The organism is Synechococcus sp. W55.1 (genome assembly GCF_047461655.1).
In the GTDB taxonomy this organism is placed as follows: domain Bacteria; phylum Cyanobacteriota; class Cyanobacteriia; order Thermostichales; family Thermostichaceae; genus Thermostichus.
Genome location: NZ_JANSHN010000003.1, coordinates 150,584 through 164,939 on the forward strand (window position 1 = coordinate 150,584; position 14,356 = coordinate 164,939).

15 protein-coding genes are annotated in these 14,356 nt (G+C 57.4%); 9 read left to right on the forward strand and 6 right to left on the reverse strand.

Annotated elements, in window-relative coordinates:
- Positions 1 to 92 precede the first annotated feature (92 nt).
- From NW816_RS02870 to NW816_RS02880, 3 genes are read right to left on the reverse strand one after another with little or no spacing between them, the layout of a single operon-like run.
- Positions 93 to 1,268 carry an LL-diaminopimelate aminotransferase gene (locus tag NW816_RS02870; protein ID WP_414408181.1) on the reverse strand — a complete coding sequence of 392 codons (1,176 nt, stop codon included), beginning with the start codon at positions 1,266 to 1,268 and terminating at the stop codon, positions 93 to 95.
- A 49-nt stretch (positions 1,269 to 1,317) separates the two neighbouring features.
- The gene (locus NW816_RS02875) at positions 1,318 to 1,902 is read right to left on the reverse strand and encodes a TolB family protein (RefSeq protein WP_414328852.1); all 585 of its coding nucleotides are present in this window, start codon (positions 1,900 to 1,902) and stop codon (positions 1,318 to 1,320) included.
- A gap of 58 nt (positions 1,903 to 1,960) precedes the next feature.
- Entirely contained in the window at positions 1,961 to 2,245 is a 285-nt protein-coding gene (locus NW816_RS02880; RefSeq protein WP_414328853.1) for a DUF427 domain-containing protein, read from the reverse strand.
- 231 nt (positions 2,246 to 2,476) lie between these two features.
- On the opposite strand from NW816_RS02880, the gene NW816_RS02885 reads away from it, so the two are divergent.
- The 9 genes from NW816_RS02885 to NW816_RS02925 all read left to right on the forward strand — a co-directional run bounded on the left by NW816_RS02885 (position 2,477) and on the right by NW816_RS02925 (position 11,443).
- Positions 2,477 to 3,886 carry a DUF697 domain-containing protein gene (locus tag NW816_RS02885; protein ID WP_414408191.1) on the forward strand — a complete coding sequence of 470 codons (1,410 nt, stop codon included), beginning with the start codon at positions 2,477 to 2,479 and terminating at the stop codon, positions 3,884 to 3,886.
- A gap of 36 nt (positions 3,887 to 3,922) precedes the next feature.
- On the forward strand, positions 3,923 to 4,687 hold the full coding sequence (locus NW816_RS02890) for a peptidase (protein ID WP_414356300.1): 765 nt from the start codon (positions 3,923 to 3,925) through the stop codon (positions 4,685 to 4,687).
- A gap of 52 nt (positions 4,688 to 4,739) precedes the next feature.
- Positions 4,740 to 5,726, forward strand: coding sequence for a glycine--tRNA ligase subunit alpha (glyQ, locus tag NW816_RS02895; RefSeq protein WP_414408182.1), 987 nt, complete (start codon positions 4,740 to 4,742; stop codon positions 5,724 to 5,726).
- A gap of 150 nt (positions 5,727 to 5,876) precedes the next feature.
- On the forward strand, positions 5,877 to 6,404 hold the full coding sequence (locus NW816_RS02900) for an NYN domain-containing protein (RefSeq protein WP_011431737.1): 528 nt from the start codon (positions 5,877 to 5,879) through the stop codon (positions 6,402 to 6,404).
- Positions 6,405 to 6,733: 329 nt separating this feature from the next.
- Positions 6,734 to 8,545, forward strand: coding sequence for a translation elongation factor 4 (lepA, locus tag NW816_RS02905; RefSeq protein ID WP_414328663.1), 1,812 nt, complete (start codon positions 6,734 to 6,736; stop codon positions 8,543 to 8,545).
- Between the two features lie 4 nt (positions 8,546 to 8,549).
- Complete coding sequence (yqeK, locus tag NW816_RS02910) at positions 8,550 to 9,143, forward strand: bis(5'-nucleosyl)-tetraphosphatase (symmetrical) YqeK (protein WP_414408183.1); 594 nt, start codon at positions 8,550 to 8,552, stop codon at positions 9,141 to 9,143.
- A 42-nt stretch (positions 9,144 to 9,185) separates the two neighbouring features.
- Complete coding sequence (gene rsfS / locus NW816_RS02915; RefSeq protein WP_011431734.1) at positions 9,186 to 9,557, forward strand: ribosome silencing factor; 372 nt, start codon at positions 9,186 to 9,188, stop codon at positions 9,555 to 9,557.
- Between the two features lie 596 nt (positions 9,558 to 10,153).
- Positions 10,154 to 10,474, forward strand: coding sequence for a hypothetical protein (locus NW816_RS02920; protein WP_011431733.1), 321 nt, complete (start codon positions 10,154 to 10,156; stop codon positions 10,472 to 10,474).
- A gap of 57 nt (positions 10,475 to 10,531) precedes the next feature.
- A complete protein-coding gene (locus tag NW816_RS02925) occupies positions 10,532 to 11,443 on the forward strand; it encodes a histone deacetylase (RefSeq protein WP_011431732.1) in 912 nt (303 codons plus the stop codon).
- Here the strand turns inward: NW816_RS02925 and NW816_RS02930 are convergent.
- From NW816_RS02930 to speD, 3 genes are all read right to left on the reverse strand, one after another.
- Positions 11,440 to 12,591 carry an NAD-dependent epimerase/dehydratase family protein gene (locus tag NW816_RS02930; RefSeq protein WP_414408184.1) on the reverse strand — a complete coding sequence of 384 codons (1,152 nt, stop codon included), beginning with the start codon at positions 12,589 to 12,591 and terminating at the stop codon, positions 11,440 to 11,442. The two genes, NW816_RS02925 and NW816_RS02930, sit on opposite strands and share 4 nt — an antisense overlap.
- A 92-nt stretch (positions 12,592 to 12,683) precedes the next feature.
- Positions 12,684 to 13,622 (reverse strand): fused MFS/spermidine synthase, encoded by a 939-nt coding sequence (locus NW816_RS02935; protein WP_414356308.1) that lies wholly within the window; start codon positions 13,620 to 13,622, stop codon positions 12,684 to 12,686.
- A gap of 119 nt (positions 13,623 to 13,741) precedes the next feature.
- The gene (speD, locus tag NW816_RS02940) at positions 13,742 to 14,200 is read right to left on the reverse strand and encodes an adenosylmethionine decarboxylase (RefSeq protein WP_414342990.1); all 459 of its coding nucleotides are present in this window, start codon (positions 14,198 to 14,200) and stop codon (positions 13,742 to 13,744) included.
- Positions 14,201 to 14,356 lie beyond the last annotated feature (156 nt).

Below are 14,356 nucleotides of genomic sequence, written 5' to 3' on the forward strand. Positions count from 1 at the left end.
ACTCTTATCCTGACTTAGATTGCCCGAGGATGGACGAGCACAACCAACCGCAGTTGCGAGAGGTGGATGCTCGATTTTGGGATTTAGGAAATTCACTGGGACAAAAACGCCTCGATCCGTCCCACCGCCTCCTCCAGACGGGATCCCTCGACCACCAAAGCAAAGCGGACATAGCCTTCCCCACTGGGGCCAAAGCCAGAACCCGGAGACAGGGCAACCCCTGTGGCTCTCACCAAGTCCAAACAAAACTGGGCAGAAGAGCCGCGATAAAACTCCGGCAAAGGCGCCCACAGATACATGGTGGCCTCCGGCAAAGGCACAGGCCAACCCATGCGGTGCAGAGCCGCCACGGCTATATCCCGTCGCTCGCGGTACACCTGCCGCCAGCGCTGCAAAAAGCTATCGGGAACTGTCAAAGCTGCTGCTGCCCCCCGCAGAATGCCCTGGTATTGGTGGAAGTCGATGGTGGATTTCACCCACCGCAGGGCTCGGATCAGCTCCCGGCTGCCAATGGCGTAGGCTACCCGGAATCCCCCCATGTGATAGGACTTGGAGAGAGAAAAAAACTCGATGGTGCGGGTTTTATCGGGATCCGCCTGCAGCGCAGAAGGGGCCACCTGGCCGTCGAAGCGCCAGTCCACATAGGGAAAATCGTGGGCCAGAACGATGTCGTACTGCTGACAAAACTGCAGGGTTTCTTGCCAAAACTCCGGGGTGACGGTGGCAGTGGTGGGGTTGTGGGGGTAGTTCAACACCAGCAGCCGCGCCTGCCGGCAGATCGCTGCCGGGATCCGATCCCAGCGGGGCAAGAAGCGGTTTTCCGCCCGCAGGGGCAGGTAGTAGGGGATCCCGCCCGCCAGATGGATCCCGCCCACGTGAGAGGGATAGGCCGGATCCGCAACCAAAGCAACATCGCCGGGGTTGAGCAGGGCCAGGGGCAAGAGGGCCGTTCCCTGCTGGGATCCGATCAACGGCAGCACCTCTGTTTCCGGATCGATCTCCAGGCCGAACTTGCCCCTGTACCACTTGGCGCAGGCAGACCGAAAGTCCGCCGTGTCGTGAAACAGCGTGTAGCCATAGGTAGAGGGATCCGACAGAGCCGATTGGATGGCCGCCAAGGAGTCTGAAGGTGGGGACAGATCGGAGGATCCCAGAGACAGATCGATCACATCCAGGCCAGAGCGACGAGCCTCTCGCTTGGCTCGATCCATTTGGTCAAACACATTGCCGCCGAGGGGCTGAAGTCGCTGGGCGAGGGGAATCGACATGCAACAACTCTTGCAAAGCAGGGGGGTCTATCCTAGCTTGAGGATCCCCTCAGGGATTGTCGTCAGCATTGGGGGAAGAAGGTGAGGTTGGACGCGTGCTGGCCGCCGGCCCCCGGTCGAAAATCTCGATGTGCCACTGTCCTTGGCCGTTGCTCTCAAAAGCGATAAACCGGCCATCGCCGCTGATGGTGGGGTTGCGCACATCTCCTGGCACCCGGCTGCTGATGTTTTCTATCCTGCGAGTTTCCCGGTCGTAGAGGAAGATCTCAGACTTGCCCAGAGCATTGGACACGTAGACGATGTAGCGGCCATCAGCGCTGATGTCGGGCGAGGTAGCCGCCACGTCGCTGGAGTTGAGGCCGGGCAGATCCACCAAGCGACGTTCCACCGTGTCGTAGAGAAAAATATCCTGGCTGCCGCTGCGGGCCGAGGAAAACACCAGGTAGCGGCCATCTCCGTTGAAAGCAGGCTCCCCATCGGGGAAGATGCTGTTGAGGCCACTGTTGGTCAGGCTGGGACGCGGGGTGCGAAAACCTGCGGGGCTGCAGCCCAACAGCACCAAGCTCAATCCGGCCAGGCCCAGCTTTCTCGCCCACCGGGCCGCGCCAAACAGGATCCGGCCATTGGTCAGCATGGCATCGCCTCTCCAACCCACTCTTCCCATCATACCCGGTTGACAAACTCGGCTCCGGCTAGGGCTCCACCTTGACACCCTTCCAGAAGGCCACATAGCCGCGGATGTTGGCCGCAGCGGGTTTGGGATCCGGGTAGTACCAGGCGGCATCTTTGTTCTCCTGGCCGTTGACCACGAGGGTGTAGTAGCTGGCCTCCCCCTTCCAGGGGCAGGTGGTGTGGGTAGAGCTGGGCTGGAAGTATTCCCGGCGCAGAGATTCCGGCGGAAAATAGATGTTGCCTTCCACGGTTTCGTAGCGGTCTGTCTCGGCCACCACCACCCCATTCCAGATGGCCCTGGGCATGGAAAACCTCCTCTTGCCAAGTTTCGGATATCGGATTTTTGAGTTGCGGATCCCGGCGGCTGAGGCCGCCTTGCTTTGAGCTTAACTCTTCCCTTCCTCTTATGATCGTCTTGTATTGTCCCTTGTATTGTCCGATGAGAAGCTCTCTGTCCGGTGGGGAAGCCTGCCGATCCCGAGAGCAAAGTGGAGTCTTTTAAGGGCTGCTTCCTACCGCTATTGAGCGCTACGGCTATGGCTCGCCGCAACACCCTACAAGATGACCTCAACTACCAACAAGCCAAGCGCAGCCTGCGCCAGTGGGTGGCCCAACTGGATCTGCGCCCCCAAGAGGTCGCGGGCTTAGAAGGGGAGTTGGAGAGCTTGCAAGCGCTCTTGGACAAGCTGGAAACCGAGGTCATCCACATCGCCGCCTTTGGTCTGGTGGGGCGAGGCAAGTCTTCCCTGCTCAATGCCCTGCTGGGCGAGCCAGTCTTTGAGACGGGGCCCACCCATGGCATCACCCGTACCCAGCAAGCGGCAACTTGGAACATCAGCTGGGAAACCCGCCCCCAGTCCTCCTTCTCTGGCACATCCCTGCAGGGATCCCACCTTCCCCCTGCATCCATTCAATCGGTGCAGGTTGCCCATTGGCAGGGATCCCGTCTGGAGCTGATCGACACCCCCGGCCTCGATGAAGTGGATGGCGAAGAGCGGGCGCGGCTGGCCCAAGAAGTGGCCCAGCGAGCGGATCTGATCCTGTTTGTCGTCTGCGGGGATCTGACGCGGGTGGAGTTTGAGGCCCTGGCCACCCTGCGGGAGGCGGGCAAGCCCATGCTGCTGGTGTTCAACAAGATCGACCAGTACCCAGAGGCGGATCGCCAGGCCATCTACGATAAGATCCGCAACGAACGGGTGCGGCAGCTCCTTTCCCCCGACGAGATCGTCATGGTGGCGGCCTCCCCTCGCGTGCCCCGCCTGGTACAAAGGCCGGATGGGAGCTTTGCTGCCCAAATGGAAGTGGGATCCCCGCAGGTGGACGAGCTGCGCCAGAAAATCCTGGAAGTGCTGCATCGGGAGGGGCGCTCGCTGCTGGCGTTAAATGCCCTCTTGTTTGCCGATCGCGTTAACCAGCAGGTGATCGAGCGCAAGCTGCAAACCCGCGCCCAGCAAGCCCAAGATCTGATCGCCTCAGCCGCCCGCACCAAAGCGCTGGCGGTTGCCCTCAACCCCATCACTCTGCTCGATACCTTGGGAGGGCTGGCCATCGATGTCACCCTGATCCTGCGCCTGTCCCGCCTGTACGGCTGGCCCATGAGCACTGCGGGAGCCACACAACTGCTGCAGAAGATCGTCCTCAGCATGCTCAGCCTCGGCGCCGGCGAGTGGGTGGCGCTGTTGGGTCTGGGATCCTTAAAAACCTTGCTGGGAGGATTCTCTCTGGGGGCCTACGGCTCCGTGGCCCTGACGCAGGCGGTGTTGGCCGGGTTTTCCTGCTATGCCATCGGCGAGTCCGCCCGCCGCTACCTCGCCCAAGGGGCCAGTTGGGGGCCAGAGGGGCCCAAAGCCGCCATAGCCCAGATTTTGGCCGATTTGGACGAAGCCTCGATTACCGCCCGCCTGCGAGAGGAAATCCGCCACAAAATCGGATTTGCTTTCCCCTGACCCTCTACAATCAAAAAGCCGAGCCGCGTCGTCCTCATGACCTACTGCCTTGGCATCATCACCCGCTTTGGCTTGGTGATGGCGGCAGATTCCCGCACCAACGCCGGGGTGGACTACGTCTCCACCTATCAAAAGCTGTTCGATTTTTCCGTGCCCGAAGAACGGGTGATCTTGATCTGCACGTCCGGCAACCTGTCCATCACCCAGGGCGTTTTGACCGAAGTGCAGCGGGATCTGCGCCAACCGGAAAGTACCAATCTCCACACCTTTCCCCACCTCTACGACGTGGCCCGCTACCTGGGATCCAAGATTCGGTACATCCAGGAGCAAGACCGGCCCTGGCTGGAAAAAGACGGCATCGACGCCCAGTGCAGCCTGTTGCTGGGGGGACAGATCCGAGGCGAAGAGCCAGCCCTTTTTTTGATCTACAGCCAGGGCAACTGCATCCAGGCCACCCCGGAAACCCCTTTTTTGCAGGTGGGGGAAACCAAATACGGCAAACCCATCCTGGATCGCACCCTCTCCTACGAAACCTCGCTGGCGGATGCGGCCAAATGCGCTCTCCTCTCCATCGACTCCACCATGAAATCCAACATCTCCGTCGGCCCCCCCATCGATTTGGTGATGGTGCAAGCGGATCAGTTCAAGGTCACCCACCGTCTGCGCCTGCGCACCGGGGATCCCTACCTGGCCAAGATGCGCAAACTGTGGGAAAGCGCCCTCAAACAAGCCTTCGACCAAATGCCCCCCATCGAGTGGGACTACTCGGATCCAGTCGATCAAGAAGAGCCGCTCGACTGAGGAGAGCAGATTGGTAGGATAGGGGTTGCTCTATCTCTGCCCAACCCTTGCCATGTCAGCCCACACCTTTCAAGACTTGATCTTTCGCCTGCAACAGTTTTGGGGGGAGCAGGGCTGCTTGATCCTGCAACCCTACGACCTGGAAAAAGGCGCCGGCACCATGAGCCCCCACACGTTTTTGCGCGCCTTAGGGCCGGATCCCTGGCGAGTGGCCTATGTCGAGCCTTGTCGCCGCCCCACCGATGGACGCTACGGTCAAAACCCCAATCGCCTACAGCACTATTTCCAATACCAAGTGTTGATCAAGCCCTCCCCCGACGACATTCAAGATGTGTACCTGGATAGCCTGCAAGCTCTGGGCGTGAATCCGGCAGAGCACGATATTCGCTTTGTGGAAGATGATTGGGAATCTCCCACCTTGGGAGCTTGGGGCGTGGGCTGGGAAGTGTGGCTGGACGGCATGGAAGTAACCCAGTTTACCTACTTTCAGCAGGTGGGCGGACAAGATTGCCGCCCGGTTTCTGTAGAAATTACCTATGGGCTAGAGCGCCTGGCCATGTATCTGCAGGGGGTGGATTCTGTTTACGATCTCTGCTGGAATGAGCATCCTTCTCTGGGACGGATTACCTATGGACAAATCTATTTCCAAAATGAGGTCGAGCAATCTTATTACAACTTCGAGTATTCCGATCCGGAGATGCTGCTGGAATTGTTCCGGCTCTACGAAGCCGAGGCCAAACGTTTGATCGAGACCACCCAACAGAAACTGCAGAAACAGGTGTTGCCGGATCGGTTGGCCGTGTCTCTGCTCCTGCCCGCCTACGACTATGTGCTCAAGTGCTCCCACACCTTTAACCTGCTCGACGCCCGTGGTGTCATTGCTGTGGCCGAGCGCACGCTCTATATTGGGCGCATCCGCAACCTGGCTCGACAATTGGCGGAGCTGTACGTCAGCCAAGCGGATCGACCGGGATCCAGCTATGCCCTGCGGCAACCGGAACCCGCTTTGGTTTACAGGGGTGCCTCTCCTCAGAGTTAATTCTTGAGAAAGGGATCCCACCTTTGGCTATGATGAGAGATTGGTGTCAGCAAGGTGCTGGCTGCCCAAATGGCTCTTGTGGAAAGTCAGTGACCTCGTTTTCATCCTCTTTTTCTGACCAGTTCACCTTACTTTTTTCGGAAAAGCTTTATGTTTTACCATCATCCCGTCACTCGGGTTTCCATCTTTATTGATGGCAATAATATGTTTTATGCTCAACAGAAAAATGGCTGGTTTTTTGACCCACGCCGGGTGCTGGATTATTTTGTTAGATCACAGCCGAATGTTGAATTGGTCAACGCCTTTTGGTACACCGGCATCAAGGATCCCCATGATCAGAGGGCCTTTCGAGACGCTCTGATCAGCATGGGCTTCACTGTGCGCACCAAGATCCTCAAAGAATATCGAGATGAAGACTCCGGTCGGTACTCCCAAAAAGCAAATCTGGATATCGAAATAGTAATCGATATGTTCAACACCGTTGGCCAGTACGATAGGATCATTCTATTTAGCGGCGATGGAGATTTTGAGCGGGCCGTCGAGCTGTTGCGTTCCAAAAACACGCTGATTACAGTTGTCTCCACCGAAGGGATGATCGCCCGCGAGCTGCGCAACGCCACCGACCGCTACATCGACCTCAATGACATTCGCCCCTACATTGAGAAGTTAGACAAGTAGTGCTTTGGGCAGGGTTCTGGACTGCTTCCTCTGCCGTCGGGTCAGACCCATAGCCTCCTGGCGAGCTGGCGACAACACCGCCCGAGCTCGTTCTGGCTTTTTCCCCTTCATGGGATCCCATCCCTGCCACACAAGCGGCACGTCCGTTGTACCGGGCATCGTCGGCGTTGCCGGAAAAAAGCAGTCCCGGCCAATGCGGAGGACGCTCCGGTGCCCGACAGAAGAGCTGTATCTTCTCCCCTCAGCAGCCAACTTCTGGGCAACCTTGGCTTAGGCAGAGGGCCAGACAGGCTAGCATTGTAAAAAATCTTTGCCCTGATCAGGTTTTTATGACCGGCGTTCCTGTCTCCCGTATTCGCAACTTTTCCATCATCGCCCACATCGACCACGGCAAATCCACCCTCGCCGATCGCCTCCTGCAGGAAACGGGCACCGTTTCAGCCCGCGAGATGAAGCCACAACTGCTGGACAGCATGGAACTGGAGCGGGAACGGGGCATTACCATCAAGCTGCAAGCGGCCCGCATGAACTACCGTGCCCAAGACGGCCAAGATTATGTTTTGAACCTGATCGACACGCCGGGGCATGTGGACTTCACCTACGAAGTCTCCCGCTCCCTGGCCGCCTGTGAAGGGGCGCTGCTGGTGGTGGATGCCTCTCAAGGCGTGGAAGCCCAAACCTTGGCCAACGTCTACCTGGCCCTGGAGAACAACCTGGAAATTATTCCGGTGATCAACAAAATCGACCTGCCGGGGGCCGAGCCGGAGCGGGTGATTGCGGAGATTGAGCAGGTGATCGGCCTTGATTGCAGCGGGGCAATCCTGGCCTCTGCCAAGGTGGGTATTGGCATTCAAGAGATTCTGGAGGCCATTGTGCAGCGGGTGCCCCCCCCACGGGATACAGTGGCGGATCCCCTGCGGGCCTTGATTTTCGATAGCTATTACGACGCCTATCGCGGCGTGATCGTCTATGTGCGCATCATGGATGGGGAGGTGAAGACGGGGGACAAGATCTGCTTTATGGCCTCTGGCCGAGAATACGAGATTACCGAGCTGGGGGTGATGCGTCCCAACCAAGAGCCGGTGGATGCCCTACATGCGGGCGAGGTGGGCTACATGGCCGCCGCCATCAAGAGCGTGGAACACGCCCGTGTTGGGGATACCATCACACTGGTGAATCGCAAAGCTCCTGAGCCCCTGCCCGGCTACAAAGAAGCCAAGCCGATGGTGTTTTGTGGCCTGTTCCCCAGCAGCTCCGATCAGTACGCCGAACTCAAAGAGGCTCTGGAAAAGCTCAAGCTCAACGATGCTGCCCTGTACTTTGAGCCAGAAATTTCCAGCGCCATGGGCTTCGGCTTCCGCTGTGGTTTTCTGGGCCTGCTGCACATGGAGGTGGTTCAGGAACGCCTAGAGCGGGAGTACAATCTCGATCTGGTGATCACAGCTCCGACGGTGGTGTACCAAGTTACCCTCAACAACGGCTCTGTGATTCGGGTGGACAATCCCAGCAAGCTGCCTCCCCCCAACGAGCGCACCAGCATTGAGGAGCCGATTGTCAGGGTAGAGGTGATTCTTCCTGAGGAATTTGTCGGTACCGTGATGGAGCTGTGTGAGACCAAACGCGGCACTTTTAAAGACATGAAATATCTGGCGCAGGGTCGGACTACGCTGGTGTATGAGCTGCCCCTGGCGGAAGTGGTCACCGACTTTTTCGACCAATTGAAATCACGCACTCGTGGTTATGCCAGCATGGACTACCAAATGATTGGCTATCGCGCCGATGATTTGGTGCGTTTGGACATTTTGATCAACGGCGATGTGGTGGATTCTCTATCCACGATTGTGCATCGGGATAAAGCTTTTTATGTAGGCCGTTCCCTAGTTGCCAAGTTACGGGAGCTGATCCCACGCCATCAATTTGAAGTGCCCATTCAGGCGGCAATTGGCTCTAAAGTGATTGCTCGTGAAACCATACCAGCCCTGCGCAAAAACGTCTTGGCCAAATGCTACGGAGGAGATGTGACCCGCAAACGCAAGCTTTTGGAAAAACAAAAAGAGGGGAAAAAACGCATGAAGGCGGTGGGAACAGTGGATGTGCCCCAAGAAGCGTTTATGGCCGTGCTGAAGTTGCAAAATGATTAGGGCCATGGGCACTCAACTGGGGCGGGAAGAGGTGTTGGCCTGGCTACAGGAGCGGGTGTCTCCTCCTCGCCTCCGCCATATCTTGGGGGTAGAGGGGATGGCCCGACAGCTGGCGGCCCACTACGGGCTGGATGAGCAGAAAGCTGCTTGGGCAGGGCTGATGCACGACTTGGCCAAGGCTTTCCCGCCGGAGCAACTGTTGCAAAGGGTGGCTCAGGAACGGGAGCTGGATGAGATTGAGCGGGCCGAACCCCATATCCTGCATGCTGAGGTGGGATCCCTGGTGGCGCGGGAGCAGTTTCAGGTACAGGATCCGGAGATCTTGGCGGCCATTGCCAACCACACGTTGGGTCGGCCCGGCATGGATCCCCTCAGTTGTGTGGTTTTCGTGGCCGATGCCCTGGAGCCGAATCGGGGCAGCAACCCAGAATTGGAGCGGTTGCGGCAGATGGCTTTTGTAGATTTGTCTAAAACCGTAGTGGGAGTATGTGACTTGAGCCTAAAATTTTTGCTAGATCGGAATCAGGTGATTCATCCGCGCACACTCATGACTCGGAATCATTTTTTGTTACATCCTTTAGAAAAAGCGGTGTCCTAGGTTAACTCAGTCGTTTCAGGAGGGTTTTAGTTGCTACATCTCATGCCTGCCCCTGCTGGGGATCCCATCTATTGCATGGCGCTGAGTGCAGCTCGCGCGGCAGAAGAGAAAAAAGGTGGCGATATCGTTCTGCTGGATGTATCCCAAGTCTCCACTTTGGCAGATTACTTTCTTCTGGTCAGCGGCTACTCGCTCACGCAAGTCCGCGCCATTGCCCGAGCAATTGAGGAAAAGGTTTGGGACGAGTGGAAACAAACTCCGCGCCGCATCGAAGGGCAGGAATCGGCCTCTTGGATACTGATCGACTATGCCGATCTCATTGTCCATGTGATTATGCAACAGGAAAGGGACTACTATGACCTAGAGTCTTTCTGGATCCAGGCTCAGCGAGTCGATCTGCCCATAGCAGGCTAAATCTATTTGTTTTGGATCCCTGGATTTGGCAGTTCTTCAGAGCTTGGAGCCAAGGGAAGAGTTGCTCTTTACAACTCTTTAACTGCCTTCCAGGGCCTCCTTGACAGACAGAAGTTTTAGTCAATTGTCAAGAAATATGTAAGTTTCTTAATATTCCCGCAATTTCTTACACAGTCACGTGTTAGGGTAGTGAATGACAAATAGCTGAGTAAGATCTTCCTGCCTTTTGCAGTCGAGTTTCTATAGTCTTTGTTAAACGCTCTACCTTGTTTCTCTTGAACGCTGATAATTCTTCGTTGGTACTGAATACCAGCAAAAAGATTTTCCAGCTGCTGATGGCTCCTATTGGCTGCTTTCAGCGGCAAGTGGAAAGGCAAACGAGGCGAATAGAGGAGGCAAGGATTGGCTGCACAAGAGGATCTTACGAACGAAACCGCAACTTCTTCCCGACGGCAGACTTAACTGCAACCGGCTTAAATGGTCGGCCTGTAGGCAAAATCCGGTGCCAAAAGCAGCGGAGGAAGATGGGGAAGCAGCGTTTTTTGTTTAATGTCTGTTTTTAAGAGCGACAGGGATTTTTAGGAGGGACATTCATCATGGAAAAGATGTTGGTTAATATCGTCGAGTACCTGGCATTGGGAGAACTGGAAACTATCCTCTCCACTGAGCACCCCCATCAACAGGTGTTTTATGACGCTAGGGAGCGGGAAGCGATGATGCAGCAGATCCTAAACCGGGTCCCCGCCATCTACATGTGGCTGGCTGCCGATGAGTGTCCCAGCCGCGATCAACTCAATTCCTCTGAGCTGGAATTGCTGCGGTCGGTAGTGCGGGATGTGGTCAATCAAAAACTCCAACAAGCCTCTTTTGGCCTTGACCCCTATGCGGGATCCATGTCAGAGGTCTTCTACGGATAGAGGGGGCGGGCTTAAGCTACACTGCAAAGGCGTTGCCTTAGCTTGTTGCCTCTGCCCATGTTGCCTGTTTACTATTCCGATATTTTCCTCAGCCACGATACTGGGCCATTTCACCCCGAGCGTCCGGCTCGCTTGCAGTCCATTGTTAAGGCGCTGCGTGGTGCCCCTTTTGCCAACCAGTTGGAATGGCGGGATCCCCCCTTGGCGGAGCTGGCAGAGCTGGAGCGAGTACACTCGCGTCAGCACATCCAACAGGTGGCTGAGTTGGCAACAGCAGGTGGGGGACACATTGATGCCGACACTGCTCTCTCGGAGAGAAGTTTTGAAGCGGCGCGCCTGGCTGTGGGGGCTTGGGTGGCCGGCTCTGCCTCGGTTTTGACCACCGCTCAGCCAGCGCTGGTGCTGTGCCGTCCACCTGGGCATCACGCAGAGCCAGAACGGGCAATGGGGTTTTGTTTATTCAGCAACGCAGCCATTGCGGCGCTGTGGGCGCTGGATCAGCCGGGGGTAAAGCGGGTGGCGATTTTCGATTGGGATGTGCACCACGGCAACGGCACGCAGGCGGTGGTGGAGCGCTATCCCCAACTGGCCTATGCCTCCATCCATCAGTTTCCCCTCTACCCCGGCACCGGCTCCGCTCGCGAAACCGGGATCCACGGCAACCTCTGCAACGTGCCTTTGCCTGCCGGCTCGGATTGGTTGGCCTACAAAAAGGCCCTCGACGAGAAGATCTTGCCGTTCTTGCAAGCGTTCCAGCCGGATTTGCTGCTGGTGAGCGCCGGCTTCGACTGTGCCAAAGGGGATCCCCTGGCCGGTATGCAGCTAGAGCCGGAAGCCTTTGGCCGCATGGCCCGCCTTTGCCTGGAGCAGGTGACCCGCAAAACCCTCTTCGGCTTGGAAGGCGGCTATAACCTGGACAACCTGGCGCGCGGCTGGCTGAGCCTGGCCCAAGCTTGCCTGGAGAGTTAACCTTTCCACTTCACCTTGGGTAAAATCTGCCGCACATCCACCCGATCCTTGTACTTGAGAGCAAAGTTGAGCAGCGAATCCAAGAGGGAATCGGACAGATAGTGGGGCTGGAGGCCCAGGTCTAGGAGCTTGGTGTTTTTGGCGTTGTAGTAGTGCTCTTCCAGCTCGACGCGGGGGTTCTCCAGGTGGTTGATTTCCACCTTCAGGCCCATGGTGGCTCCCGCCTTTTGCACCAGCAACGCCAGTTGCTCAACACTAAATTGCTCTGTGAACTGGTTCATCACCCGGAATTGGCCCGGCTCGGCAGGGTGAGCAATGGCCAGCTCCACGCAGCGCACCGTGTCGCGGATATCCAGGAAACCGCGGGTCTGGCCGCCCTTGCCATACACTGTCAGCGGATGGCCCACGGCCGCTTGAATGCAGAAGCGGTTCAGAGCTGTGCCGAATACGCCATCGTAATCGAGACGGTTGATCAGCACCTCGTCCATGCCGGTTTCTTCTGTGAGCACGCCGTATACCACCCCTTGGTTGAGGTCGGTGGCCCGCAGGCCCCAGACGCGGCAGGCGAAGTGGATGTTGTGGCTGTCGTGTACTTTGGAGAGGTGATACATGGATCCCGGCTGCTTGGGGTAGGGCAGGGTATCCTTGCGGCCATTGTGCTCGATGGTGAGGTACCCCTCCTCGATGTCGATGTTGGGGGTGCCGTACTCGCCCATGGTGCCCAGCTTCACCAGGTGGCAATCGGGAAATTCCTCCTTGATGGCGTAGAGGATGTTCAAGGTGCCCACCACGTTGTTCACCTGGGTCATCACCGCATGCTCGCGGCTGATCATCGAGTAAGGGGCAGAGCGCTGCTCGCCAAAGTGAACAATGGCCTCCGGCGGGAAGCGGCGCATGCAGGAGATCAGGGCTTCGTAGTTGGTAACGTCGCAGACAAAGATGGGAATGTCCTTGCCGGTTAGCCCCTTCCAGCAATCCACCCGTTGCTCTAGCTGGGCAATTGGGGTCAGGGTAGAAACCCCCAGTTGCAGATCCCAGAGGCGGCGGACGTAGGAATCGAGAATGGCCACCTCATAACCCCTGTTGGATAGGTGCAGGGCTGTCGCCCAGCCACAGTATCCGTCACCACCAATAACCAGGACTTTCATCAGGGAAGCAAAATTCGGCTGCTCACGAATCTACCAAGTTATGGCACCAAAGACAAACTCTCCTGGGATCCCTTTGAGCGCTGCATGGCTCCTCATTCAATGCGAGGCGGGTTGTCCAGGGTATAAACCGTGGTCTCGGCGGCAATGGCACGGCGCAGGTGAGCTGGGACTTGGTAGAGGCCCAGAAGGGTGATGCCATCGATGAATTGCAGTGCCCCTCGCTCGGGATCCAACTGTTGGCTCAGAATCTGGTCGATCTGCTCCGGTTCTGGCCTGGGGGAGATGGGATCCTGAGCTGCCAGGGCAAAACCCAGCGGGCCACCGTAGGTGGGGGCATAGATGGCGTAGGGCTGCACAGCGGCAAACACCGTTTTCAGGGTGCGAACAATGCGGGTGTGTTGATGAAGCTCAACCGGACCCGTCGGCCCGGCTTGGATGGTGAAAGCCCCATCGGGCTGCAACTTGGAGCGAATCTGGCGGAAAAACTCCTGGGTGAAGAGGCGATAGGCAGGGCCGGACTCAATGGGATCGGAGAGATCGGAAAGGATCACATCCCAAATGGGGCCTGTTTCTTGGAGAAAATCCAAGGCATCGGCAATCACCACCTCCACCCGCGGATCTTCAAAGGATCCCTGGTGCATTTCCGGCAGGTGCTCTCGGCAGGCTGCCACCACCTCCCCATCGATGTCCACCATCACCACCTGCTCCACCGAGCGCCAACGCAGCACCTCCCGCAGCGTTGCCCCTTCTGCCCCCCCCAACACCAGTACCCGCCGGGGGATCCCGCCCGCTTGGACAACCTGCACCATAGCCGGATGAACCAAAGCCTCGTGGTACAGAAACTCATCCACGGTAGTGGATTGCCAATGCCCATCCAGCATCAGACCCTTGCCGAAGGCCCCCGTCTCGGCGATCAGCATCTCCTGGAAAGGGGTTTTTCGGTAGGCCAAGATGCGCGTGACGGCACGGGCGGTGTAGTCCCAAGGGGTAAAGTACTCCTGAACCCAGAAGAAACTTCTCGGGCTGCTCATAAGCACCTCGCTACAGCTTTTTCCAGCAACATAGACTGACCTCTGGGGTGAATCGGATCCCACCCAGCCTACAGATGGCCCCCATGACAGTTTGGAAAAAGCTGCGATTGGCGAGGATCTCAGCGCCTTCGTCGGCTCGCTTCACAGGTGAGCACCTCAGCCGAGTCTGGGGCCTCTTCCAGGAGTGTCGGTTGCGCGGTGCGGCGGGGCACCTTGCGCAGGGAATATCGTCGCGCCTGAAACACGTCGATCAGATATTCACAGGCCGCTTCCGGTCGGGTGTGGCGACCACAGGTGAACACATCCACCGCCGCGTAGCCCGCTTCGGGCCAGGTGTGAATGGAGATGTGGGATTCCCCCAAAAGAGCGAGGGCTGTAATCCCCTGCGGCTCAAATGGATGGCACAGCTCTCCCAAAAAGGTGGAGTTGGAGCGTCTCGCTGCCTCCCGCAAAGCCTGTTGCACCAGAGAGGCATCATCCAAAAGTTTGGCCGGGCAGTCGTAAAGCTCCAGGATACAGTGGATCCCGATCAGAGCTGGAGACCTATCCCCTAATTGGCCAGATAGTGTGTGCAGCATACTATCCCCTAATTGGCCAGATAGAACTGATTAGAACCAGAGGCTGCACAGAAAGCGCAGCTTTACCATTATCTCACAATTGACATACTCCCCTGCCTAAAGGCAGGGGATTCTGGTTCCTGGTTCTGCGACAGCACTTACCGTGTCAGGTTGCCC

Coding starts and splice junctions, on each gene's coding strand:
- NW816_RS02870 (WP_414408181.1), bottom strand. CDS start 1,268: ATGTCGATTCCCCTCGCCCAGCGACTTCAGCCCCTCGGCGGCAATGTG.
- NW816_RS02875 (WP_414328852.1), bottom strand. CDS start 1,902: ATGCTGACCAATGGCCGGATCCTGTTTGGCGCGGCCCGGTGGGCGAGA.
- NW816_RS02880 (WP_414328853.1), bottom strand. CDS start 2,245: ATGCCCAGGGCCATCTGGAATGGGGTGGTGGTGGCCGAGACAGACCGC.
- NW816_RS02885 (WP_414408191.1), top strand. CDS start 2,477: ATGGCTCGCCGCAACACCCTACAAGATGACCTCAACTACCAACAAGCC.
- NW816_RS02890 (WP_414356300.1), top strand. CDS start 3,923: ATGACCTACTGCCTTGGCATCATCACCCGCTTTGGCTTGGTGATGGCG.
- glyQ (WP_414408182.1), top strand. CDS start 4,740: ATGTCAGCCCACACCTTTCAAGACTTGATCTTTCGCCTGCAACAGTTT.
- NW816_RS02900 (WP_011431737.1), top strand. CDS start 5,877: ATGTTTTACCATCATCCCGTCACTCGGGTTTCCATCTTTATTGATGGC.
- lepA (WP_414328663.1), top strand. CDS start 6,734: ATGACCGGCGTTCCTGTCTCCCGTATTCGCAACTTTTCCATCATCGCC.
- yqeK (WP_414408183.1), top strand. CDS start 8,550: ATGGGCACTCAACTGGGGCGGGAAGAGGTGTTGGCCTGGCTACAGGAG.
- rsfS (WP_011431734.1), top strand. CDS start 9,186: ATGCCTGCCCCTGCTGGGGATCCCATCTATTGCATGGCGCTGAGTGCA.
- NW816_RS02920 (WP_011431733.1), top strand. CDS start 10,154: ATGGAAAAGATGTTGGTTAATATCGTCGAGTACCTGGCATTGGGAGAA.
- NW816_RS02925 (WP_011431732.1), top strand. CDS start 10,532: ATGTTGCCTGTTTACTATTCCGATATTTTCCTCAGCCACGATACTGGG.
- NW816_RS02930 (WP_414408184.1), bottom strand. CDS start 12,591: ATGAAAGTCCTGGTTATTGGTGGTGACGGATACTGTGGCTGGGCGACA.
- NW816_RS02935 (WP_414356308.1), bottom strand. CDS start 13,622: ATGAGCAGCCCGAGAAGTTTCTTCTGGGTTCAGGAGTACTTTACCCCT.
- speD (WP_414342990.1), bottom strand. CDS start 14,200: ATGCTGCACACACTATCTGGCCAATTAGGGGATAGGTCTCCAGCTCTG.